The 23,562-nt window shown below is 44.9% G+C and carries 16 protein-coding genes; 11 read left to right on the forward strand and 5 right to left on the reverse strand.

The window, feature by feature from the left end:
- Nucleotide 1 precedes the first annotated feature (1 nt).
- Nucleotides 2-247 (forward strand): transposase, encoded by a 246-nt coding sequence (locus FTO70_RS10855; protein WP_255335778.1) that lies wholly within the window; start codon nucleotides 2-4, stop codon nucleotides 245-247.
- A gap of 189 nt (nucleotides 248-436) precedes the next feature.
- Here FTO70_RS10855 and FTO70_RS10860 read toward each other — a convergent pair whose 3' ends face one another.
- The gene (locus FTO70_RS10860) at nucleotides 437-826 is read right to left on the reverse strand and encodes a transcriptional regulator (RefSeq protein WP_255335779.1); all 390 of its coding nucleotides are present in this window, start codon (nucleotides 824-826) and stop codon (nucleotides 437-439) included.
- A 47-nt stretch (nucleotides 827-873) separates the two neighbouring features.
- Nucleotides 874-1,062 carry a hypothetical protein gene (locus FTO70_RS10865; protein WP_255335780.1) on the reverse strand — a complete coding sequence of 63 codons (189 nt, stop codon included), beginning with the start codon at nucleotides 1,060-1,062 and terminating at the stop codon, nucleotides 874-876.
- A gap of 201 nt (nucleotides 1,063-1,263) precedes the next feature.
- Here FTO70_RS10865 and eno point away from each other — a divergent pair, with 201 nt between their 5' ends.
- Both eno and FTO70_RS10875 read left to right on the forward strand, forming a co-directional pair.
- Nucleotides 1,264-2,550, forward strand: a complete 1,287-nt coding sequence (gene eno, locus FTO70_RS10870) for a phosphopyruvate hydratase (RefSeq protein WP_255335781.1) — start codon at nucleotides 1,264-1,266, stop codon at nucleotides 2,548-2,550.
- Nucleotides 2,551-3,385: 835 nt separating this feature from the next.
- Nucleotides 3,386-4,555, forward strand: a complete 1,170-nt coding sequence (locus tag FTO70_RS10875; protein ID WP_255335847.1) for an ABC transporter permease — start codon at nucleotides 3,386-3,388, stop codon at nucleotides 4,553-4,555.
- 99 nt (nucleotides 4,556-4,654) lie between these two features.
- Here FTO70_RS10875 and FTO70_RS10880 read toward each other — a convergent pair whose 3' ends face one another.
- On the reverse strand, nucleotides 4,655-5,467 hold the full coding sequence (locus FTO70_RS10880) for a sulfite exporter TauE/SafE family protein (protein WP_255335782.1): 813 nt from the start codon (nucleotides 5,465-5,467) through the stop codon (nucleotides 4,655-4,657).
- A gap of 667 nt (nucleotides 5,468-6,134) precedes the next feature.
- On the opposite strand from FTO70_RS10880, the gene FTO70_RS10885 reads away from it, so the two are divergent.
- From FTO70_RS10885 to FTO70_RS10920, 8 genes are all read left to right on the forward strand, one after another.
- Nucleotides 6,135-6,779 carry a hypothetical protein gene (locus FTO70_RS10885; protein WP_255335783.1) on the forward strand — a complete coding sequence of 215 codons (645 nt, stop codon included), beginning with the start codon at nucleotides 6,135-6,137 and terminating at the stop codon, nucleotides 6,777-6,779.
- Between the two features lie 578 nt (nucleotides 6,780-7,357).
- Entirely contained in the window at nucleotides 7,358-10,714 is a 3,357-nt protein-coding gene (locus tag FTO70_RS10890; RefSeq protein WP_255335784.1) for a tetratricopeptide repeat protein, read from the forward strand.
- Nucleotides 10,704-10,895, forward strand: a complete 192-nt coding sequence (locus FTO70_RS10895; RefSeq protein WP_255335785.1) for a hypothetical protein — start codon at nucleotides 10,704-10,706, stop codon at nucleotides 10,893-10,895. Before FTO70_RS10890 ends, FTO70_RS10895 begins: the two co-directional genes overlap by 11 nt.
- Before the next feature lie 2 nt (nucleotides 10,896-10,897).
- Complete coding sequence (locus tag FTO70_RS10900; RefSeq protein WP_255335786.1) at nucleotides 10,898-11,362, forward strand: hypothetical protein; 465 nt, start codon at nucleotides 10,898-10,900, stop codon at nucleotides 11,360-11,362.
- Between the two features lie 167 nt (nucleotides 11,363-11,529).
- Nucleotides 11,530-12,978, forward strand: a complete 1,449-nt coding sequence (locus FTO70_RS10905; RefSeq protein ID WP_255335787.1) for an MFS transporter — start codon at nucleotides 11,530-11,532, stop codon at nucleotides 12,976-12,978.
- Between the two features lie 227 nt (nucleotides 12,979-13,205).
- Complete coding sequence (locus FTO70_RS10910) at nucleotides 13,206-14,483, forward strand: APC family permease (protein WP_255335788.1); 1,278 nt, start codon at nucleotides 13,206-13,208, stop codon at nucleotides 14,481-14,483.
- 102 nt (nucleotides 14,484-14,585) lie between these two features.
- Nucleotides 14,586-15,962 (forward strand): APC family permease, encoded by a 1,377-nt coding sequence (locus tag FTO70_RS10915; protein ID WP_255335789.1) that lies wholly within the window; start codon nucleotides 14,586-14,588, stop codon nucleotides 15,960-15,962.
- 612 nt (nucleotides 15,963-16,574) lie between these two features.
- A complete protein-coding gene (locus FTO70_RS10920; RefSeq protein ID WP_255335848.1) occupies nucleotides 16,575-17,828 on the forward strand; it encodes an amino acid permease in 1,254 nt (417 codons plus the stop codon).
- 72 nt (nucleotides 17,829-17,900) lie between these two features.
- Here the strand turns inward: FTO70_RS10920 and FTO70_RS10925 are convergent, their stop codons facing one another.
- Nucleotides 17,901-23,078, reverse strand: coding sequence for a tetratricopeptide repeat protein (locus FTO70_RS10925; RefSeq protein ID WP_255335790.1), 5,178 nt, complete (start codon nucleotides 23,076-23,078; stop codon nucleotides 17,901-17,903).
- On the reverse strand, nucleotides 22,996-23,430 hold the full coding sequence (locus FTO70_RS10930) for a tetratricopeptide repeat protein (RefSeq protein ID WP_255335791.1): 435 nt from the start codon (nucleotides 23,428-23,430) through the stop codon (nucleotides 22,996-22,998). The genes FTO70_RS10925 and FTO70_RS10930 overlap by 83 nt, the downstream gene beginning before the upstream one ends.
- Between the last annotated feature and the right edge of the window lie 132 nt (nucleotides 23,431-23,562).

Consider the following 23,562-nt stretch of genomic DNA (forward strand, 5'->3'; position numbering starts at 1 on the left):
ATTGATAACTATCACGTCTTACAAGGCAGAATGGGCTGGTAAACGTGTAGAGTTTGTCAATCCGTGTAATACGTCTCAAATGTGCTCAGGCTGTGGTCAAATAGTCAAAAAAGAACTATCAGAGAGAGTACACAGTTGTCCTTATTGTGGTCTTACTCTTGATAGAGATCATAATGCTGCTATGAATATTCTGAGATTGGGATTACAATCTCTCCAGAATTCTGGTAGATGCCCGTCACTTCAGTGACGGGAGTAGTCACAGATGATTCGGAATGAACATTCCTTGAAAAAGGATGTATTTGAAGATAAATATATTCTGGAAATAATAGATGGATTCGGGAAATAATGTATGTGTTAGTCAGGTATGTAATTCCGGGTAAATTTCAGAAGGGCCTGGAAACTTTCTGGAAAAGCAGGTATACAAATTTTTCCGGGTTCAGTTTTCCGGCATGATCTCCAGTTCTCTTAGCCTTCGGAGGGCATCCATTTTTTCCCTGTTGTCTTTTAAAAATTCCTCTTCAAGGGTCTGCACGATTTGGGGGAACGGCACGATCAGCTGGTAATATTTTACAGGTCTTCCTTTTCCCTTGCTCTTTTTTTCGGACCTTTCGTCCACCCAGCCCCTGTCCCTCAAAGGACGCATAGCTACGCTTACTTCCGGCTGCCTGAGCCCGGAAACAAGTTCGATGTGGAGGGACCTGAGCTCCCTGCAGTCTTTCAGGCATACGATGGCCGTGGCTTCCGTCCTTGGGAGGCCCAGGCTCTGGAGCATGTCAATAACTGAATACTCTTTTTCGGATAAATTAACAGGAGAATCGTCGGTCATCGAATGTGAATAATACTTTCAGGTTTATATAATTTATGTAGATAAAATTATTTTTTTAAATTAATTGAACCATGTCCGGGGAAAAAACATATATCTACTTCTTTTCCAGACTGTTTTCCCTGACTTGAGGTATAAAAATCTTTAATAGTCTTAAAAATAGCTCTCCCGGAAAAATCAGTTTTGTAAGCTGAACCAAAACCTTTAAACCCAGCATCTGCAGGTAGATAAAAGGTCATTTTGATGAAGTATACCTTAACATCCTTAACATAAACCTTAACATCCGTAACATAAAAAAAAATTTAATATTATTGCAATAAAGAATTAAATACCATTCGTACATGTAAGTTCAGATCGGGGCAAAGGCCTGAAGTTAAAGGTCAAGCTTCAAATAACAGAATATATGTATAGATAGATCAGATATTAGAAAGGGTGAAATGATGTCGTATATCGGTTTACAGCAGGATTCTGGAGATTACAAAATACAAAAGATACACGCTCGGGAGATCCTGGATTCCAGGGGAAATCCCACCATTGAAGTTGATGTGTTTACACCTAAGGGGTTCGGAAGGGCAAGTGTACCTTCAGGGGCTTCCACGGGCACGAACGAAGCTCTCGAACTTCGGGATGGGGACCTGAACAGGTACGGTGGAAAAGGTGTCCTCACCGCGGTCAAGAACGTGAACACCATCATCCAGAAGGAGCTGCTGGGACTTGATGTGCGAAACCAGCGGGAAATCGATGAACTGATGATCGAGCTCGACGAAACCGAGAACAAGTCCAACCTCGGCGCCAATTCGGTCCTCGGCGTCTCGATGGCCGTTGCAAAAGCTGCAGCTGATGCCCTTAACATGCCTCTTTACCGCTATTTCGGAGGCTCAAACGCTTTTACCCTGCCTGTTCCGACCATGAACGTCCTGAACGGAGGCAAACACGCAGGCAATGAGCTTGCAATCCAGGAATTCATGATCCAGCCCAAAGGGGCAGAGACTTTCTACGAGGCTATGCAGATCGGGGCTGAGATCTACCACACCCTCGGAAAGTTCTTAGAACAGAAATACGGCCGCTCTTCGATTAACGTGGGCTACGAAGGAGGATATGCCCCCAAGATGAGCGAGTCTGCAGAAGCCTTAGAAGCCCTCGTCCAGTCAATCGAAGAAGCAGGCTACACTGAAACCGAAGTCACAATCGGGCTTGACTGTGCAGCTTCCGAGTTCTACGAAGACGAATTCTACACAATCGACGGAAAGAAACTGGCTGCTCCCGAGCTGCTGGACTACTACGTCGAGCTTGTGAACACCTTCCCGATCCTCTCCATCGAAGACCCCTTCTACGAGGAATCCTTTGAAGACTTCGAGGCCCTCACAAGCGAACTCTGGGACACGATCATCGTGGGCGACGACCTCTTCGTAACAAACATTGAGAGGCTCTCCAAAGGCGTGGACATGGGAGCCGCAAACGCCCTCCTCCTCAAAGTCAACCAGATCGGGTCAATCTCCGAAGCCTTTGACGCTGCAAGCATGGCTTCCAGAAACGGTTACACCGTAATCGTAAGCCACCGCTCGGCCGAAACCGAAGACACCACCATCTCGGACCTCGCAGTCGGCATAGGGGCAGAAATGATCAAGACCGGAGCCCCTGCCCGCGGCGAAAGGACCGCAAAATACAACCAGCTCCTCAGGATCGAGGAAGACCTGGGCGAAGTTGCACACTACGTGCAGCTTTAACCCTCCCTTTTTTTCGATCTCTACTTTTCTTGTCCAAATCACTGTTTTTCTGCTTTTTTTCTTAAAGCCTCTGTATTTTCGACTCCGCAGGAATTCGGCTGCGTTGCCGGAAAAGCCGGATAGGGACCGATTCCAGACTCCGATTAAGTTAGGTCTTTATCTTCATCGCTCCCCTTGCTCTCACCGCCCGCCTCAGCGGGCGGCCTTTTCCGAAGTCAATAAAAAAGTCACTTGCAAAATAAGCAGGTGAAAATAACTGATGAAGAGGATGCCTTTCACTCTGATTTTCCAGCCTGTCCAGCCTACTTTTGAGATCATGCTTTTGAGATCATGCTTTTGAGATCATCATTTTGATATCATGCCTTTCATTCATCTGGATGGTATTTACTCATAGTAAAATATTTTTCAGTCACTGAAATGACATCTTTAATTATTTTGTTCAAATTTTTGGACCAGTTTTCCAAATTTTCATTTATACAATGTAATTTCCAGAAAAGGCCGGTCGTCTGAGACGACCGGTGAGAGTGTCGGTACTGAAAAGAGGATTAAAAAAGGTTTTTGGGGGTAGCTGAACAGGGAAATTATACCTGCCTGTCCTGAACAGTCCGGGTTAAACCTTTTCCTGTGGTTTTATCAACTTTTTGCAGCTGGTTAAAAGAGGTTTTCTGCAAAGCCATTTTTTCACTCCCTGTTTTCTGCCGGGATCAGAAACTGATTTATAACCTTGAATCCCAAAATTGAGTATAAAATTTCAGCCGTTTCAGGCAGCCTGAAAAAGCCCGTATATATCGTATATGCAGGCAGGTCATCCGAAAAGTCCCAGGAGTTTTATCCCGTGTATGAACTGAAAATTGCTTTGAGGCAGGTTTTATCCAGGAGGAGGCAGACCGTATTTGCCATCATGGCTGTCGCTCTTGCAGTTGCGGTTATCACGGTGATGATGGCAATGCTTTCGGGTTTTCAGGGAGAGCTTGTAAAGGCGAGCATCGAGAACAATCCCCATATCGTGATCGGCCCGGCAGACGAAGAAGAGGAATTCATTCACCTGTACAGGCACACCTCGTCCAGGGTTCTGGAAAAGGAAGGGGTTTTGGCCGTATCCCCCAAATACCTGGGCCAGGCGGCGCTGGAATACCGGGATAATACCGAAGGCGTCTCCCTGCAGGGCGTAGACCCCCTGGCCGAAGATGCGGTTATGAAGGTCAGCGAGGACGTTGTTGAGGGGGAATTCCTGGCCCTTGTCCATACCAGGTACGGGATCGTGCTCGGGGACAAGCTTGCCCAAAACCTTGAGGTTAAGGTAGGGGACCGGGTGAATGCAGTTTTTCCGGGTTCAAAGACAACTTCTTTTAAGGTGGTCGGCCTGGTCCACACCGGGACTGCGGCAGATGAGGTAACGGCATATGCAAGGCTGGATTCCCTTCAGGACTTTTTCAATGAGCCGGGAGTCGTAAGCAACATAGGAGTCCGGGTCTCGGACCCATACCAGGCAGAAACCCTTGCAAAAGAAATTGAGGATGAAACCGGGCTTGATGCAGTGAGCTGGGCTGAAGCAAACGCCGAGATCCTGAACCTCCTGGAAACCCAGATGGCCTTTGTAAATGTCTTCTATGCCCTGATCTACGGGATTGCAGGCTTCGGGATTGCAAACACCCTGATCACCGTTGTTGCCCAGAGGACCAGCGAAATCGGAATCCTCAAGGCCATGGGGGCCTCGAAAAAGAGTATCACGATCGTTTTCCTTTTCCAGTCCGTATTTCTGGGGGCCATCGGCCTTGCGCTGGGCACTGTCCTTGGCTACATCACAACTGTCTATCTCCAGAACTACCAGATCGAAGTTCCCCAGGAGATGTATTTCGGGCTGCAGACCCTCCCGCTTGAAGTCGAGCCCCTTAACTTCGTCTATGCTGCCTTTTTTGCCTTCATAATCAATGTGATCGCCGGAGTTTACCCAGCCCTGAAGGCTGCAAAACTTGATCCCGTAGCGGCCATTGAAAGCGCCTGAATCATCGAAAATGCCTGAATCATCGAAAGTGCCTGAAACCTTTTTTCAGATTCTCTTTTCAGGTAGCCCTTTTTTCCCTTTCTTCTTCCTCTTAGTTTTTTAAAAGACCCCCATCATTTTCAGCCCTATGTAGACCATCAGGAATACAAAGAAGTGCTTGAGGTATTCCGGGTTTACCACATGGGCAATCTGGGCTCCTTTCCTTGCAGCCAGAACCCCGGGCCCTGCGAGCAAAAGCCAGTTCAGGAGGTTGACGTAGCCCAGGGAGTAAGGAGGAAGCCCGGGCTCTCCCCAGCCGTTAATTACGTACCCGAGCGCCCCCCCGAAAGACGTGAAGATCATAACCGCAGCCGAAGTCCCGACGGCTTTTCTCATATCAAAATGCAGGAAAATAAGCATGATCGGGATGCCAAGTACCCCTCCGCCGATCCCTACAAGCCCTGAAAAAAACCCAATTACGATGCCGGCACCCACATAAAGGAGTGTGCTGGAACTTATCCCGTTCTCAGCCCTCACAGCCGGGGTCGTGTAGGTTTTGAGTGCTCCCAGAATGACTGTGACCCCGAAAATCTTGCTCAGGACTGCTGCCGGCAAATAAGAAGCCACAGCTGCCCCCCCGAAACTTGCAATCGACCCGGAGACCCCAATTAGCACCGCCTGCTTCCATAATACGGCCGAGTGCCGCTGGTGCTTCAAAGTCCCGCTGATGGCATTCGGGAGGATTACGAAGAGGCTTGTCCCGAAAGCGATCCGTAACGCAAGGTCAGGGGAAATTCCTGCCTCCTGAAAGAGCCAGTACTGGATAGGGGACATGATAAAGCCTCCTCCCACTCCGAGCAGCCCGGAGACCAGGCCCGTAAAAGCGCCTGTAAGAAAGAGGATGACAATGTAGAAAGGTTCTATAGGGTTCATTTCTCAGGTTAATGGCTAATTTTCAAGCTTATATCTAATATATCCGGGTAATGGCTAATTTTCAGGCCAGTAGCTGATTTTTAGGCCGGGGTTTATTTTTGCTTCTGGGTTATTTGGAGCTGATTGAAGTTAATAATATCATATTTAAAATATACAATCTGGCTACTGGTGGTAATTCGAAAAAACCCGGTGTTTGCGGTTAAGTTGTACTTAAAAGGGTATATCATGCATTAAATGGCAGTAATTTTTTTCTTAAATAAGTTACCCCCGAAAAACCGGATTTTCTTTTCAAACTTAACGCGCGGATTTTTAAGAGTCTTTTCATAGTTTCCGGGGAGTTGAGCTTATTAATTCCTTTTCTTGTTTCTCCCTTCCTGTTTTTTCTTTTCTTCTTTTTTTATATAATAATGACAACGGTTATATGCAGAGGCTCCGATATAGAACAGGCACTTTTGAAAAATAATATTGAATCCATATCGGAAAGCTGCAGGGCTGGATGCAGAAAGGGCATTTTTGGGCACTTAAGGACACTTTAAGAGCACTTTAAGGGTTTTTACCTGAAATCCGGTTGCACTCCTTTCCCCTGCGAAATAAATATTAAAAATCGGCCATAATCATAGTTAATCATAGTTATGCACTGTTATACACTGGCTCAAGAGGCGCTTTCATGATCAAAATCGAGTTACACGGCACATACAACATTTACTACGCAATTCAAGGCATGAGGAATCCCCTGAACTCCTGGCACCTGATGGACAGCAGCCAGCCGGATGCAGCCGGAAACTGCGAGCTAGGGGAAAAGGACCTGAACCTGGCCCAGCGCCTGACCCTTGCAGGGACCGAGCACGGCAAATTCTTGAGGTTCATCCAGGTCTGCTTTGACCTCACAGCCCCCCTCTACTGGTGGAAGGAGTTTGACACTTATAAGTTCGTTGAAAAGAACTCCACCTCAACCATGCACAAACTGACCAGCCGTGACCTTGCCCCCCACGACTTTTCCTTTGACACCATGACCGAGTACAGGAACGCCCATATCCGGCACCTCAACGACCTGATCAAAGCCTACAAATCCAGGGCAGGGGACAGCGAAGAAGACACTGCATACCGGAAAGCCGTCTTCAGGGAACTCGTCCAGGACCTCCCGAGTGCCTACATGCAGAAGCGTACCGTGATTACCAACTACGCCGAACTCCGGAACATCTACTTCCAGCGCCGGCACCACAAACTGGACGAGTGGCTGGAGTTCTGCGACTGGATGAAAAAGGAACTCCCGTATTGTGAAGAACTGATCTGTGTTGAGAAGAAAGAGTAAAGCCGGGAATAGAAAAGGCTGAACAAAAAATACAGAATAAACTAATGAATATAAAAAAAATAGGATAAAAACGATGGAATTAAAAAGAATGAGGTCCAATATTAAAGGGATAACGTGGAGAATGCTGTTCCTCCGTAATCCAGTCTAACCGGGGTCTGATTGCTATCAGAACCCCGGGATCTCACCGGTCAGCTTGCTGACCGGCTTTTCCTTAATAATTAATAGAAATCGTGGAAATTGGACTTATCTAACCCCCTTTGCCAGATAATAGCCCAAATTCACCGTGAAATGTGTTTAATCTCTTTTGCTTATTTGAACACCCTTTAAAAGCTGAGTTCTGCTTTCATTTACGGTTTTCAGGTCTTACTTATTATTTTTATCTTTATATACTCCTTAAACTTATTAAGTATGATCCCCAAGTAATGACTGGTGATTTTTTGGACTACTCTTCTCTCGATCTTCAGGTTGCCAGACCCCCCGAAGCCCCTCAGTATTTTTACCGCGCTTCGCTTCTGGAGGATGGAAATGTCGTAGCAAGCAGCGATTTCGAACTCAGGCAGGACTATAAGTTCCGGGAGATGCTTGAAAAGATCGAAAAAAAAGTAACTGAAGTTCCCGATAAACTGAAGGAACAAAAGGAGAAAATAGAAAAACCGGAAGAAGAAGAGAAAGAGAAAGAAGAGCCGCACAAAGATTTCGGGAAAATGCTGTACAAAATAGTATTCTCCGGGGAGCTTGGAGAGTACTTCAACAACTCCTTAAAGGCAGCTCAGGAAAATGGCAGTGGGATCAGGATTTCGCTCAGGTGTGATGAAGGAGTCCCGGAAATTGCAGCTCTTCCGTGGGAGTACCTGCATAACGGGAAGGAGTTTCTAATTACGAGAAAAAGTATTTTGATTTCCCGACTGCCTTCAGGAGCGGTTAAAAAAAAGTCCGAACCTCTGGAATCCATGTTGAGAATGCTCGTTATTATATCCGGGCCTGATGACCCGAGGGTTCCACCTTTGAATACAAAAAAAGAGCAGGAAATCATTCTGGAAGCCGTTGATGGTCTTTATCGGGAGAAGAAAATAAAGATTGATTTTACAGATGACGCTACTTTTGAAAATATCCAGGACTGCCTTACCGAGAATGATTACCATATAGTGCATTTCACAGGGCACGGTATTTTTGATGAAAAAAGTGAGAGAGGATACCTTCTTCTTGAAACTGAGAAAGGAAAACCCAGGTTAATAGATAACGAGAAAGTAGCTGAACTTTTCTCTGAAAGGGGAATAAGGCTTGTGGTGCTCAGTTCCTGCCAGACGGCAAAAGGCTCTAACAGGAAATCATTTTCAGACCTGGCAAGTGTGCTTTCAATTCGTGGAATTCCCGCTGTTGTAGCAATGCAGTATTCTATCCTTGATAAAGTTGCCACGAAATTTGCCCACACGTTTTACAGGACTATTGCCAACGGAAAACCAGTTGACCTGGCTCTGAAAGAAGCAAGAATAATGATCCGGAATTCGGAGAAAAGCAATGGAGTGGATTTTGCAACTCCTGTGCTGTACCTTTCGGATAAGGACTGTGTCCTGGCAGGTGAGCTTAAACCCGAACCCTCTATGTTCGTAAGCAAGCCAATGATGTTGAAGGACTTGCAGGTAATGAAAACGGGATTCGTATCCAGAAGGAAAGAACTCCGGCTTATAAGAAAAGGATTTGAATCCGACATAAAACGTGCCGTCATCATCTACGGTTTCGGCGGATTGGGCAAGACCGTCCTTGCAACCCGGCTTGTGCTGGAAATGAACGATTATTTTGAAGGTTTTTTCGGAATGAAAATGACCTCAAAGAGCAGGCCTGAAGATATTCTTGACAGGATCAACAACTTTGTCATGAGGAAAGGTTTTTTCCAGTTAAATGAAGTCATCAACCAGCCCGTATCCCTTGAAGTTAAAACATCCGTGCTGGTCGACATACTTAACCAGGTGCGTTTTCTGGTAATCTTTGACAATTTTGAAGACTGCCTGAATGAAGATAGAGATGATATTGAAAGCCCTGAACTCAAAGAATTCATCCTGCATCTATTGAACAATACAATCAACGGTACAAAATTCATAATTACAACCCGTTACGATTTTGACCCGCTTGAAGGCAGACTTACCGGAGATTTCGAACACATTTCTCTCCCCGAACTGCAGTTCCCACAGACCAACTGGCTTATGGACAACTATACTGAACTCGCTGACCTCGATATGGACATTAAGATGAGGATATACGACGTCATAGGCGGCCACCCCTGGACCATAGGCCAGTTCGCTGTACTTGCCTCCAATCAGGGGGTGGACGACCTTTTACTGGAACTTGAACCTCTCCAAAAAAAGCTTATCGAGTTCACCCTGCTGGACAGGTCCTATTCAAAACTGGACGCCGCCGCAAGAAAACTGCTCCTCTGCGCCTCAATCTACGAAGAAGCTGTTCCTGTCGAAGCCCTCTCCTGGATTGTCGGGGATGAAAAGGACGCAAGCCCGTCCGTTGGGGAACCTCTGCAAAAGCTCCTCCAGTGGGGGCTTATCTCAAAAGAGCAGGAGTATGAAAAGACCGTCTACTCAGAACACACGATTGTAAAGGATTTCGCACGCAGGAAACTGGAAGAAGACGGGCTGGACGAAAAAGAGCTCCTCATAAGGGCTGCCAGATACTATGAGATTCTTGGCACCCAGTCCAGAAACCTCTGGGAACACCTGAAAGCGAGAGATTATTATTATCAGGCTGAAGAATGGGAAAGTGCCAGTAAAATTGTAGAACTTACTTCCGACTATCTGATCCGCTGGGGGCATATCGAACTTGCAATGAATCTGTTGAACGAATCCATCAAAACAACATCAGGAGATACGAAAACAAATTCTGAATATGTTTTGGCAACAGTTTTCCAGCGTCTTGGTGACCTAGATCAAGCTTTAAAGATGTATAAAAAAGTTAAATCTGAGTATGAAGAGAGGGGCAAAATAAGAGGGGTTGCAGGAACATTACACATGCTTGGAACTATTTTTCAGGCCAGGGGAAACTACAAGGAAGCGTTTGATACGTATGACCAGTCTCTGAAAATAAAAGAAAAACTGGGAGACAAAAAAGGAGTTGCAGGAACACTGTACCAAATCGGAATTATTCATCAGAATCAGGGCAACTATGAGGAAGCGCTTGAGATGTATAATCAGTCCTTGAAAACGTTTGAAGAATTAGGGGACAAAAGTAGTGTTCCAGGAATACTGATTCAAGTCGGAATACTTCATCAAAATCAGGGCAACTACGAAGAGGCAGTCAAAAAATATGAAGACTCTCTGAAAATTGAGGAAGAACTGAGGAATAAAGGAGGGACTGCACTAGCGCTACACCAACTTGGAAATGTTCATTATCTGCGGGGTAATTACGAAGAAGCAGTCAAAAAGTATAATTTGGTTCTGAAAATTAGGGGGGAAATAGGGGACAAAAAGGGAATTGCAGAAACATTTGGACAGTTAGGACTTATTCATACGGACCAGGGAAATTACGAAGAAGCAGTCAAAAAATATAGCCAGGCGCTGAAAAAATTTGAAGAACTGGAAGATAAAGGAGGTACCGCACGAACACTGCACGCTATAGGAAATACTAATTACCGTCAGGGCAACTATGAGGAGGCAGCTAAAATGTATAACCAAGCGCTGAAAAAATTTAAAGAACTGGAGGACAAAGAAGGAATTGCTTCAACACTGGGGCAATTAGGGAAGATACATGTGGAAAAAGAGGTGTATCCACTTGCTATTCAGGCTTATTTAATTTCTTTTTTGATTTTCAAATCAATTAATTCCCCATATGTTCAACTGGCTGAAAGAGACCTGGCAGAGTTAAGAAATAAAATGGGAGAGGAAGAATTTGATGCTCAATTTGAAAAGCTGGTGAATAATCATGGCGCTTGAACTCATAAAATGTCCTTTTTGTAAATTCAAGTTCCGTATGGATGTAGAAGAACTGGTTAAAGAGGGGGAAGCTCCGATATCCCGGGCTTTGTTTGACTTTTTGAAGAAAAAACCTGAAAAGAGCATGAAGATAGACATCAAATGCCCGAAATGCGGGAAAAACTTTCTGCACGAAGTGTAATCATGCAAGAAGAAGGTACTGAAACCGACGTTCCGGATGAAGAGATTCCGGTTATTCCTGTTGAACCGAACCCTTTCTGGAAGCAAAATGCCGAAAAGCTTGTGGGGGAATCCATTTCCTCAATTGAAGATACGGCAAGGCAGTTTGTGGTTATTACCAGTTTACTTCAGGGCATCTACTTTCATGCCATCGCTTTTTCAGATTTGAGGGTCTGGTCTGAATACTCGGTGCTTATTTATGTGGCTCCGCTTTTTTTGTGGCTTTTGAGCCTGAGTTTTGCGGTTCTGGTCTTTTTCAGGCGAAATTTTAAAACGAATATAAATTCAACTCAAATATCCAGGGAAACATTTGAAAAAATAGTAAAGGAGAAGTGCTGGCTTGTCCAGGTCTCAGGGGTTGCACTTATTTTCAGCTTCGCGGCGCTTCTTGTTGCTTTTTTACATTATCTCGGCCTGCTCTTTGCGTAATGGAACATCCTTTCTTTTTCATTTTTTTCAGGAAAGGGCCGGTCAGCAAGCTGACCGGTGAGAGCCCCGGTACTGAATCAATTCTGAGGGCTTGCGGTTTTATGGTACTGAATTAACTCTGAGAGCTTACGGTTATTTGGAAAACTCTTTAAACATCGGGAGCAAAAATGTTCCTTCATACCATCGACTTTCGTAAAAAGGACAGAACTACCATGCCAGCTCCCGGTCAAGCCCCACATATGCACGAATACACGTCAGGGGAAATGAAATGTGTGCTCTTTGCAGCAACTCTTGCTTCTTTCCTGTCTCCTTACATTGCTTCTTCCGTCAATGTCGCCCTGCCCCTGATAGGGAGGGAGTTCGGGGCGGATGCGGTGCTGCTGGGGTGGATTCCGACTACTTATTTGCTGACTTCGGCGGTGCTCCTGATACCGTTCGGGAGGCTGGCTGACCTTTACGGGATGAAGAAGATTTTCACTTCCGGGATAATTGTTTATTCGCTTGCGGTCTTGCTTTGCGGGTTTTCGGTTTCGGTCCCGATGCTTATCGGGTGCGAGGTGCTGGCGGGGATCGGGGGGGCTATGATCTATGCGACGGCGATTGCGCTCGTGACAGCGGTTTTTCCGGGGAGTGAGAGGGGGAGGGTTCTCGGGATCAATGTTTCGGCGGTGTACATCGGGCTTTCGGCAGGGCCATTCCTGGGCGGGGTGCTTGCGGAGGCTTTCGGGTGGAGGAGCATCTTTTTGTCCATCGTGCCCGTGGGGATTGCGGCGTTCCTGCTCTCTTTCAGGGTGAAGGTTGCAGGGGCGGGGGCAAAAAAGGAGAGGTTCGATTACATCGGCACCGTAATTTACGGGTTCATGCTCTTTTCCCTGATCTACGGGCTCTCCAGGGTCCCTGAGAGGGCCGGGTTTGCGCTTCTTGCCGGGAGTTTCGTGGGGCTGCTGGTCTTTATCTCCTGGGAAATGAAAAACGAAAGCCCTGTCCTGAATTTGCGGCTTTTCCGGGACAACCTTACTTTTTCCCTCTCGAACCTGGCCGCCTTAATCAACTACAGTGCAACGGCTGCAGTTGCTTTTCTCCTCAGCCTCTTTCTCCAGTTCAATAAGGGGCTGACTCCTTTTGAGGCGGGCTCGGTGCTCGTAGCCCAGCCGGTGGTAATGGCTCTTTTCTCGCCTTTTGCAGGGAGGCTCTCGGACAAAGTCGAGCCCAGGATAGTGGCTTCCGCAGGGATGGGGCTTGCAGCTATTTGCCTCTTTGCTTTGAGTTTCCTGACGGGAGAGACCCCGCTCCGGAACATAACGGTTATCCTGATGGTCCTGGGTTTTGGCTTTGCACTCTTTTCCTCCCCCAATACCAATGCGATCATGAGTTCCGTGGAAAAGCGTTATTATGGGATCGCCTCCGGGACCATGGGCACCATGCGCCTGATCGGGCAGATGCTGAGCATGGGCTTTTCCATGATGATCTTCTCGATCGTCATAGGCAGGGTGGAGATTACGGCAGAGTACCATGCCCGGCTCCTTACCAGCGTGCATATCGCCTTTACCCTCTTTGCCGGGCTCTGTTTCCTCGGGATTTTTGCTTCGCTCGGGCGGGGCAAAGTCAGGCGCTGAAGGCAGGCTTTAAAGTCAGGCTTTAAAGTCAGGCGTTAAAGTCAGGCTTTAATCTGCAAGAGTGCAAAAAAACGCAAAGGTTATAGGGCTGAAAGGCATTTCACCTGCTTCTCATCTTTATTCCTATAATTTTTTATATTAACTATTATAATTATTTGAGTTAGAAGGGATGAAAAATAACCGAACTTAAAAAAACAGTTACTTTAGGGCGCGGTGTGGTACTGGCCATGTTGATGGTCATAGGTTCCGGGCTTCTGGGCCTGCCGGGCCTTGTGGCGGACGTAGGGACAGTTGAGGAAGTGGTCTACGGCTGGCTCCTGATCATCCTCGCAACAATGCCCCTGATCCAGATCTGCGCCAGGCTCGGGGTGAAGTTCCCGTATTCGGGAGGCATTTCCCTTTATGCCAGGGAAGCTGTTGGAGAATGGGGAGGATATGCGGTAACAGCCCTCGTCTGCGGCTCTTTTATGCTTGGAGAGCCTATGGTCGCTCTTATCGGCGGGGAATACCTGCAGCACCTCTTTGACCTTACCCCCTCCGGGGTTTACCTGCTTGCAATTCTTATAGCCACAGCCATGACTCTCATCACGATGGCCGGAGTCAGGCTCGTCTCTATCTTCAATTATGCAGCAGTAGTCGTGCTCCTCTTCCTGATTGCGGCTCTTACTTACTTTAACTTCGACTTCTTTGCCTCAGGAGCAGGTTTTTCCATGGAAGCCCTATCCGAAGGCGTATCTGCAATTGTGGGAGGGAATTTTGAAACCCTTGACCCTTATAATGTCTGGAAAATCTCAGCCCTCCTTTTCTGGGCTTTCCTGGGCTGGGAAAACATGTCTTTCGGGCTTGGGGAGCTTCAGGACCCCAAAAAGAACGTGCCCCGGGTCTTCTGGCTGAGCTTTGTCCTGACAATTTTCATCTACCTCATGCTGGCAGTCACAAGCATCGGGGCGGATGCAAGCGGCGTCCCCCTGGGAGGGGCGTCCGGACTCGTGGAACTGGTCAAATTCACGCCTCCGGGAAACCTGCTGATCTGGCTGATGGGAATCGTTATCGTGGCAAACGTGACCTGCTGGAACTTTGCCTCCAGCCGTCTCCTCTATGCCTCGGGAAAGGAAGGAATCCTGCCTGCATATCTGGGAAAGCTTTCGAAACGCGGGCAGCCCATGGCCTGCATCCTGAGCATGTACGCGGTCTTCGTGCTTGTGATCCTGGGAACCTGGATCTTCAAGATCCCGATTTCTTCCCTGATCATGCTCGTAAACCAGAACTTCCTCTTCCTCTACGGCTTTATCCTGCTCTCCTACTGGAAGATCGAAACCGGATGGAGGCGCTGGGTCTACTCGGCACTTTCTCTGGTCTCCCTGTCCTTCCTGGTCTCAGGCTTTACCTGGAAAATCCTATATTCCGTGGCCCTCACAGGGCTAGGGTATTATGGTTTTGTCCGGAAAAACAGACGGCGGAACCTTGAGAAGGAGATCCGTGAAGGGAAGAAATGTGTTGTTTAATGTCCGGAGTAACACGTTGATGGATTTCCAGTGGAAGTAATGCCGGATTTCTGCCAGCCAAGCGATATATACTAAAATGCCGAATCTACGGCGACGAAAAAAATGACAGAACTCGGAAAAACAATAACCATCTGGCGGGGCCTCGGGCTTGCAATCTGCATGCTTATAGGTACGGGAATCCTTGCACTCCCCGGCCTGGCCCTTGATGCCGGAAACGTCCACGAGGCAGTCCTCGGCTGGCTGCTGATCTCCCTTGTCGCCGTGCCCCTTATCCAGATCTGCGCCCGCCTGGGCCTGAAATTCCCCTCAACCGCCGGCCTTGCCCGCTACGCCGAAGAAGCCGTGGGTCCCTGGGGCGGGTATGCGGTTTCCTATCTTGTCGGAGGCTCTTTCCTCTTCGGGCTCCCCGCCGTTGCCCTTATCGGGGCCGAATACGTACAACAGCTAATACCCCTTACGGAGCCAGGTGTCGCCTTTTTTGCAGTCCTTCTCATAGTCCTGATGACCCTCTCAAACCTGGCAGGCATAAGGGCCGTTTCCCTGATTAACTATGCAGCTCTGGCCGTGCTCTTCCTTTTGCTTGGCCTGCTTGTCCTCTCCAACCTGAACTTTTTATCTTCCGGACTCGGGATTGCTCTGGAAGCCCTGAAAGTGAGCTTGAACTGGAGCCCGGGTGCAAATGCGGCTGTAGGTGCAGGTGCAGGTGTAAGCGTGAACCCGAAAAACCTCTGGACCATTGCAGCCCTCCTTTTCTGGGCCTTCCTGGGCTGGGAGAACCTCTCCTTTTCCCTCGGGGAAATAAAGGACCCTGAGAAAAACGTCCCCCTCCTCTACTGGTTGAGCTTTTTCCTGGTGACTTCTATCTACCTCCTCCTGGCCTTTATTAGTGCGGGAGCAAAAGCAGCCGGGGTCCCTCTTCAGGGTGCAGCCGGGCTCTCGGGCCTTGTCCGTTTCACCCCCGGAGGAGACCTTCTGGTCTGGTTCATGGTAATAGTGGTTGCAGCAAACGCCTGCTCCTGGAACTTTACCGCCAGCCGCCTGCTCTTATCCGGAGGCAGGACCGGGATCTTCCCGGCAAGCCTTGGGAAGCTTTCGGAGAGCAGCATTCCGGTGCCTGCCCTTGGAGTCCTTTTTGTCTCATCTTTAGCCCTGATCCTGGCCACTTATATTTTCAAAATCTCGGTCTCGGACCTTATCCTGCTGGTAAACCAGAACTTCGTCTTCCTCTATGCCTTCATCATCCTTGCCTACTGGAAGACCGAAACCGGATGGCGAAGATGGGTTTTTTCAGTGCTTTCCCTTGCTTCCCTTGCCTTTCTGGTCTCGGGCTTCACCTGGGAAATTATCTACCCGATCTGCCTGATAGGGCTCGGATATTACAGGTGGAGTGTTTCCAAAAAGGGGGAACTCCTGGAAAAAGAAAAGCAGTATGTGGTCAGCCCTGATGAAAGTGAGCTGCCTATTGGGTTTCAGCACTGAAAGCAACTGGCCGGAAAAGGCAACTTAAAAGCCAAACCCCGGCTCCTTGAAAATCCTGTTGTATTGCCCAAAATAGGCCTGGTTTGTGACATATCTTAACTTTAATTTCAAGTTAGGTCGGATCTTCCTATAGTACCCAGGGCTCTCCCCGCTTTCGAAGAAAGCGGCCTTTCCTGAAATATCTGAAAAGAAGCAATTGCAAAATAAACCGCAATTATTGGCTTTATTGGCTTTTCTTTTTATTCAACTTACTTCATGTCTGATTTTGATTTTTTGATCATCCCGACATTTTTTTGGTCACTCACTTACTTACTATTTTTATTCATTTTAATGTACTTCCTGGAAAAGCCGGTCGTCGAAGACGACCGGTGAGAATAACGGTACCTATAAAAGCAAGTCGAAAAAAGATTTTAGGAAAAGCTGAACAGCGGAGTTACAGCTACCCTATAATGGTTGATTCAGGTAGGTTTTCTACAAAGCCAGAGTTTCTACGAAGCCCAAACACCAGAACTTTAAGGCCTGAAAACAAACTCATTATGCAAATCGGGAAAAGTAACATCGAGGACACATGGAGGAGGCCAAAACACGTCCGGTTCCGGGCTTGGAAAAGAAATTACACTCTGGAGAGGAGCTGCCCTTGCGGTTTCCATGGTCATAGGCTCCGGCCTCCTCGGGCTCCCGGGCCTGGTCCTGGAAATCGGAAACCCCTATGAGGCTGTCCTGGGCTGGATTTTGATTTCCCTCGCAGTCTTTCCTTTGATCCGGATCTTTGCGACCCTCGGCCTTAAATTCCCGACAAGTGCAGGCCTGGCCCGCTATGCCGAAGCAGCAGTTGGCCCCTGGGGCGGCTATGCCGTTGCCTACCTGGTCTTTGGCTCGGTTCCCGGGATCCCAGCTCTCACCCTTATCGGGGCTGAGTATGTTCAGCGCCTCTTTTCCCTGCCCTTTGATTACGTACCGTTTCTCGCCGTGCTCGTCGTAACCGCAATGACCCTTTTCAACCTTGCAGGCGTCCGGGCGGTTTCGCTCGTCAACTACGCAGCCCTGGGGGTCCTGGTCCTTCTGCTCCTTGTCATTTCCATCTTTAACCTGGACTTTTTTGTCACGGGCCTCTCCCTCCTCCCACAGGCTCTTTCCGGAGAAGGCAGCGTGGAATTCGAAAGGCTCTGGACAATCGCAGCCCTCCTCTTCTGGGCTTTCCTGGGTTGGGGAAGCTTTTCCTTCTCCTTAGGTGAACTAGAGTCCCCGGAAAAAAACGTTCCCAGGGTCTACTGGCTGAGTTTTGCCGTGGTGGTCTTCATCTACCTCCTGCTCGCCTTTACAACAGCCGGCGCCGAAGTCAGCGGCGTTTCCTTAAAAGGGGCTTCCGGCCTTGCAGGCCTGGTCGAACTCACCCCGGGCGGGGACCTGCTGCTCCTGCTGATCGTAATAGTCCTTGTAGCAAACGCAAGCTCCTGGAACTTCACAGCCAGCCGTCTGCTCTACTCCGCAGCAAACGAGGGAATCTTCCCTGCATCCCTGGGCAAGCTCTCGGGAAGATCGATCCCTGTCAAGGCTCTACTTGCTCTTTATGCAGTTTCTCTTCTCCTCATCGCTGCGACCTATGTCTTCAAAGTCCCGATTTCAGCCATGGTGCTCATCGTGGACCAGAACTTTGTTTTCCTTTACGCTTTTGTGGTGCTTTCGTACTGGAAGCTCGAAACCGGGTGGAAGCGGTGGGTTTTTACGGGGCTCTCGCTTGTGTCGCTTTCGTTTCTGGTTTCGGGGTTCAGCTGGTGGGTGCTTTATCCGCTGCTGCTGGTGGGAGTGGGGTACTGGAGGAGTGTGAAGAAAAAGGGGAGTAAGGAGGAAAGCGGTGAAGTCTGAGCAAGGCCACTGAGTGAGTATCGAAAAGCAAGATCAAATGAACGAAGATTTTAATCGCTCTTTAACCTTTTTTTATACCCTGCTTTTCTTTTCTCTTGTTTTATATACTTCTGGTGGCTTCTCTTCTCCTTCTATTTTCTTGCCTATTTCCTCAGCTCTCTTCTTCTCTAATTCAGTTGTATATTTTCCAGGTTTAATGTGTAACTCTTTTTCGTACATTTCTTCCGGTACCTTAGCCTCAGGTCTTAATTCTTCAAATTTGAATGGAGGCATTGCTGGGTAAAACTCGAATGGAGGTGGTGAATGTTGCATTTCAATCTCAAGTTCCTTTCCCCGAATACGCTCGATACTGGGGGATAGTAAGAAAAAAAGCAAAAAAATCACAGGAATTGAAACTAATAGCAAATAATCTTGAAGACTAATATCTTTTTTAGCCAAAAGAGCATACAGGGGGCCTAAGAACGCACCAAAAAAGATCAGTAAAATAATGGCAAAAATTATTCTTTTAGTCCAACGTTTGGTGGGCGAAGATACCCACCATTCCCACCAGAAAGGCTTGATTTGAAAAGACCAGAGATTACCAATTAATTTTTTTGCAGTTCCCTCCATTGGGAACTTTGATTTCAAATTAATACATTGTTCCAATTTTTCGCTTGCTGTAAAGAAGTCTTTGATTTTGTAATAAAAACAACCTAAAAAATATAAGGTATATGCCCTTATTTCCCTATGTGACTTTTTCTCTTTACTCTCATAGCCTACCAGTTGCAGATTCAAGTTTGATAATTTGCTTCTTATGAATCCAGGATTTATTGATAGGTAGTTTAAAGCTTTTTGCACATCTCCCAGAATGCTTTTTTCCATTTTCAAGCGCTTATGGGTCAATTTTTTCTCGGTTTCATATTCCTCTGAAAAAATAGATACTTTCTCTAAATCTCTGATAATTGAAAGAAGCTCTTCCTGATATTTTGCCTTACTGCGTAAAGAGAATTCCACATAGAGATACCTGGAATAAGTATGCCAGAGCAAAAACAATAAACACTCTGGATACAACTTTATTGCTTCTTCAAAACAATTTTTGGCGTTATCATAATCTTCTCTTTCAATCTTGATTTGGCCTGCTAAACAATAAGCTTGGCTTCTTTCGTAATCTCTAACGTCATCCAAGCCCCGAACGGCATTAACTTCTTTTTCAGCACCGTCAAGATTTCCAAGGTTTAAAAGAATCTTTCCTAAAATAATATGGGATACAATATTTTTTGAATTTTTCTGTGAGGAACTTATGAATGTTTTTATAGTTTCATGAGCTTTCTCATACTCTTTTTTTTCATAATAAGCAAGAGATTTGTAGTTCCATGGAAATGAAAATTCGGGTTTAAGCGTTATAGCTGCATCGAAAAATTCTATGGCTTCGTCATAATTTTCAGAATTGTAATGAATAAGCCCCCTATAGAATTGGCATGAAAATGAGGAACTTCCACTTTCCTGGATCTCGTTGTCTACATTTGCCAAAGTTGAGATGTACGTGGAATATTTTTTATTGTCAACAATAATTTGACTTCTAATTATTTCGTCTATCCATTGTTGGTCAATATCTGAAAGCTTATCAAGCTCCTCTATTATTTTCTTCTCTACTTTTGAAAGCTTATCAAGTTCATCACAAGGTTCCTTGTCAATTTCCTCTAATATTTTTTTACTTTCTACCGCTTCAGGAAAAATATTGCATATGGCTCTAAAAGCATCTTTGTTATTGGAGTCAATTTCAAGAACTTGATCAAAGGCTTCTACTGCTTCTTCATATTTCTCTATTTTGCAAAAAAAGCGCCCTTTCTCCATGAGAGAATCTATGTTCTTTGAGTCAATCTCAAGAACTTGATTGTAAAAAACGCACCCTTTCATCATGAGAGCATCTATGTTTTTCGAGTCAATTTCAAGAACTTGATCATAAGTTTTTAGCGCTTCCTCATATTCCCTTTTTTCGTAAAAAATGCGCCCTTTCTCCATGAGAGCATCTATGTTCTTGGAGTCAATTTCAAGAACTTGATCAAAGACTTTCAATGCTTCTTCATATTCCCTTTTTTCGTAAAAAATGCGCCCTTTCATCATGAGAGCATCTTTGTTCTTTGAGTCAATTTCAAGAACTTGATTGTAAAAAATGCGCCCTTTCTCCATGAGAGCATCTATGTTTTTCGAGTCAATTTCAAGAACCTTATCATAAGTTTTTAGCGCTTCCTCATATTCCCTTTTTTCGTGAAAGACACGCCCTTTCTCCATGAGAGCATCTATGTTTTTCGAGTCAATTTCAAGAACCTTATCATAAGTTTTTAGCGCTTCTTCACATTCCTGTTTTTCGTAAAAAATGCGCCCTTTCTCCATGAGAGCATCTATGTTTTTCGAGTCAATTTCAAGAACTTGATTGTAAGTTATTAGCGCTTCTTTATATTCCCTTTTTTCGTGAAAGACGCGCCCTTTCTCCATGAGAGCATCTATGTACTTCGAATTAACTTCCAGTACGTGATCGAAAGCTTCTATTGCTTCACCGTACTTCCTCCACTTACGAAAAGCAAGGCCTATATGGTACCAACAATCTACATTTAAATTTATATCTTGAGGAGCTAGTGATATTACTTCCCTAAAAGATTTTATCGCCTCTTCATAGTTTTTAAGTTCACTGAGAACAAGTCCTCTTAAATAAAAAGAACTGGCGTTCTTTGTGTCCAATTTAATAGCCTTGTCAATAGCTCTCAATGAATCTTGATATTTTTTGAGGTATAAGAGAACAGAGCTTTTACTTACCCATACATCAGGATTATCTGGCACCAAATCTGTGACTTTTTCATAAGCTTCCAGAGCTTCATTATACATTCCAAGATATAATAATGAGTCTCCTTTTCCAGCCCAAGCAAAAATGTTCTCTTTTTCCAATTTAAAAACATGGCAATAGCTTTCTAAGGCCTTTTCGTACTCCTTCTGATAAAGTAAAGAATCACTTCTGCCAAGCCAGGCAAAAATATAATCTTGGTTCAATTGAAGAACTTCTTCATATGTTACTAAAGCTTTATCGTATTGTTCAAGCATAAATAAAGACTCAGCTTTTCCGGTCAGAGCATCGATGTCTTCTGGATACCATTTAAGTACTCTCTTATAACTTTCTAAAGCTTCCTCATACCTTTTGAGTTGAAATAATGAATCGCCTTTACCAACCCAGGCTTCCAGATTCTCTGGATTGCAAGAAATTGCCGTTTCATATGCTTCCAAAGATTTTTTATGATTCCCCATGGATTTAAGAGCTTCACCTTTGGAGATGCAGGCTTTGATGTTATAAGGGTCCCGAGAAATTACTCTGTTATATACTTCCACAGCTTCCTCGTATTTTTCAAGAGTAATAAGAGTCTCGCCTTTGAAAATCCAGGCATCTATAATTCTAGAGTCCCTTTTAAAGGCTTCTTCATATGCTTCCAAAGCATCTTCATATCTACCGAGACAGAAAAGAGTGATACCTTTTCCAATCCATGGATAAGGATCTCTTGGATTCTGTTTGATTTTTTGTCCATAGACAACTAAAGCATCTTCATATCTCTCTAAATAGTTAACAGCAAGACTAACATTAAGACCTATCATTGGGGGATTGAAAGATAAGTCACTTGCTTTTTGGTAATTTTGTAAGTACTCTTTACACTCTCCTATATAATAATGGGCTTGACTTACATAGTAATAAATATCGGCAGCATTGTCAGGTTCTTTTTTAAGAGCTTCTTCAAAAAAACTTATTGCTTCGTCATAATTTTTAAGACAAAAATGTGTAAGCCCAATCCCTGATAATGAATATGGGTCTTCAGGATTATTTTCAATTGCTTTATAACACTTTTTCAAAGCTTTTTTATATATTTCTACGTCAAGTACAGGGGTTAAATAAGAAGGATCAGTAAAACCTAAATCAATTGCCCTCTGGTAGGATTGATAAGCATTTTTATATTCTCCAAAAAGAAAGCACAATAGTCCCTTTAAATACCAGGCGACAGGGATATTGGATTCCATATCAAGAGCTTTTTTAAAAGAGATTCTAGCCCGATCATAATTTTTAAAGCAAAAGTGAGCAAGACCTTCACTGGTCAACACAGCAGGATTTTTAGGATAAATTAAGAGGGTTTGATCATAGACATTCAAAGCTTTTTCGTATTTTCCAAGATATAATAATGAATCACCTTTGCCGATCAAAGCATAGAAGTTTTCTGGCTGCATTTCAAGTGTCTTTTCATAAGCCTCTAATGCTCTTCTAAATTCCCACCTATCAAATAAAAAATCAGCTTTCGCAATCCAAGAATCGATGTTTTCTGGCTGCAGTTCGAGTACCTTGTTATAAGCTTCTTCATAAATTTCTGTAAGCTCTTCGAAATTGAGTAAAAACTCAGCTTTTGCAATCCACAGATATATATTATCTGGCTGTATTTCAATTGCTTTTTCATAAACTTCTAACGCTTTTTGGAACTCTCCATAATCATATAATGAACTGGCTTTTGCAATCCACAGATATATATTATCTGGCTGTATTTTAAGTGCCTTGTCGTAAGCCTCTGATGCTCTTCGAAATTCTCCCAGATAAAATAATAACTTAGCTTTCAGAATCCAAGCATCGATGTTTTCTGGCTGTATTTCAATTGCTTTTTCATAAACTTCTAACGCTTTTTGGAATTCTTCGAGATTATATAATGAACTAGCTTTTGCAATCCACAGATATATATTATCTGGCTGTATTTCAAGTGCCTTTTCGTAAGCTTCTAATGCTCTTTGAAATTCTCCCAGATAAGAGAAAAAATCAGCTTTCGCAATCCAAACGTAGCTGTTTTTTGGCTGCAGTTTGATTATCTTGTTATAAGTTTTTTCATAAATTTCTGTAAGCTCTTCGAAATTGATTAAAAACTCAGCTTTTGCAATCCACAGATATATATTATCTGGCTGTATTTCAAGTGCCTTTTCGTAAGCCTCTAATGCTCTTTGAAATTCTCCCAGATAAGAGAAAAAATCAGCTTTCGCAATCCAATCATCGATGTTTTCTGGTTGGAATTCGAGTACCTTGTTATAAGCTTCGTCATAATCTTCTGTAGTTTCTCCGAGATTATATAATGAACGAGCTTTTGCAATCCACAGATTTACATTATCTGGCTGTATTTCAAGTGCCTTTTCGTAAGCCTCTGATGCTCTTTGAAATTCTCTCAGATAAGAGAAAAAAATCAGCTTTCGCAATCCAATCATCGATGTTTTCTGGCTGGAGTTCGAGTACCTTGATATAAGCTTCGTCATAATCGTCTGTAAGTTCTCCGAGATTATATAATAAACGAGCTTTTGCAATCCAAAAATAGATATTCTCCGGTTGGAGTTCGATTGCCTTCTTATAAGAATATAAGGCTTTAACACCGCCTTCAATGAACGTTATAATCTCGGCTTTGTAATACCAGGCTTCTGCATTTTTTTGACTCATTTCATATAAAATATCTTCAAATGCATCCAATGCGTTCCTAAATGACTCCAGAGCTTCTTCTTCCCGCCCGCTATTTAAAAGAGCAAGACCTTTACTATACCAGCCTTTGGCGTACAAAGAATGCATAATCTTTGATCACCCCACCCTCAACATTGAATTATATGCACTCAATATTATATAAATAGTTGATAATTATAGGTCCTTGTTGTATCCTGAAATGACTTAGGAGATTAAAAATCATTGAGCAGTTCAATAATA

The organism is Methanosarcina sp. KYL-1 (assembly GCF_024372725.1).
Classification (GTDB): domain Archaea; phylum Halobacteriota; class Methanosarcinia; order Methanosarcinales; family Methanosarcinaceae; genus Methanosarcina.

Coding starts and splice junctions, on each gene's coding strand:
- FTO70_RS10860 (WP_255335779.1), bottom strand. CDS start 826: ATGACCGACGATTCTCCTGTTAATTTATCCGAAAAAGAGTATTCAGTT.
- FTO70_RS10865 (WP_255335780.1), bottom strand. CDS start 1,062: ATGACCTTTTATCTACCTGCAGATGCTGGGTTTAAAGGTTTTGGTTCA.
- eno (WP_255335781.1), top strand. CDS start 1,264: ATGTCGTATATCGGTTTACAGCAGGATTCTGGAGATTACAAAATACAA.
- FTO70_RS10880 (WP_255335782.1), bottom strand. CDS start 5,467: ATGAACCCTATAGAACCTTTCTACATTGTCATCCTCTTTCTTACAGGC.
- FTO70_RS10885 (WP_255335783.1), top strand. CDS start 6,135: ATGATCAAAATCGAGTTACACGGCACATACAACATTTACTACGCAATT.
- FTO70_RS10890 (WP_255335784.1), top strand. CDS start 7,358: ATGCTTGAAAAGATCGAAAAAAAAGTAACTGAAGTTCCCGATAAACTG.
- FTO70_RS10895 (WP_255335785.1), top strand. CDS start 10,704: ATGGCGCTTGAACTCATAAAATGTCCTTTTTGTAAATTCAAGTTCCGT.
- FTO70_RS10900 (WP_255335786.1), top strand. CDS start 10,898: ATGCAAGAAGAAGGTACTGAAACCGACGTTCCGGATGAAGAGATTCCG.
- FTO70_RS10905 (WP_255335787.1), top strand. CDS start 11,530: ATGTTCCTTCATACCATCGACTTTCGTAAAAAGGACAGAACTACCATG.
- FTO70_RS10910 (WP_255335788.1), top strand. CDS start 13,206: ATGTTGATGGTCATAGGTTCCGGGCTTCTGGGCCTGCCGGGCCTTGTG.
- FTO70_RS10915 (WP_255335789.1), top strand. CDS start 14,586: ATGACAGAACTCGGAAAAACAATAACCATCTGGCGGGGCCTCGGGCTT.
- FTO70_RS10925 (WP_255335790.1), bottom strand. CDS start 23,078: ATGATTGGATTGCGAAAGCTGATTTTTTTCTCTTATCTGAGAGAATTT.
- FTO70_RS10930 (WP_255335791.1), bottom strand. CDS start 23,430: ATGCATTCTTTGTACGCCAAAGGCTGGTATAGTAAAGGTCTTGCTCTT.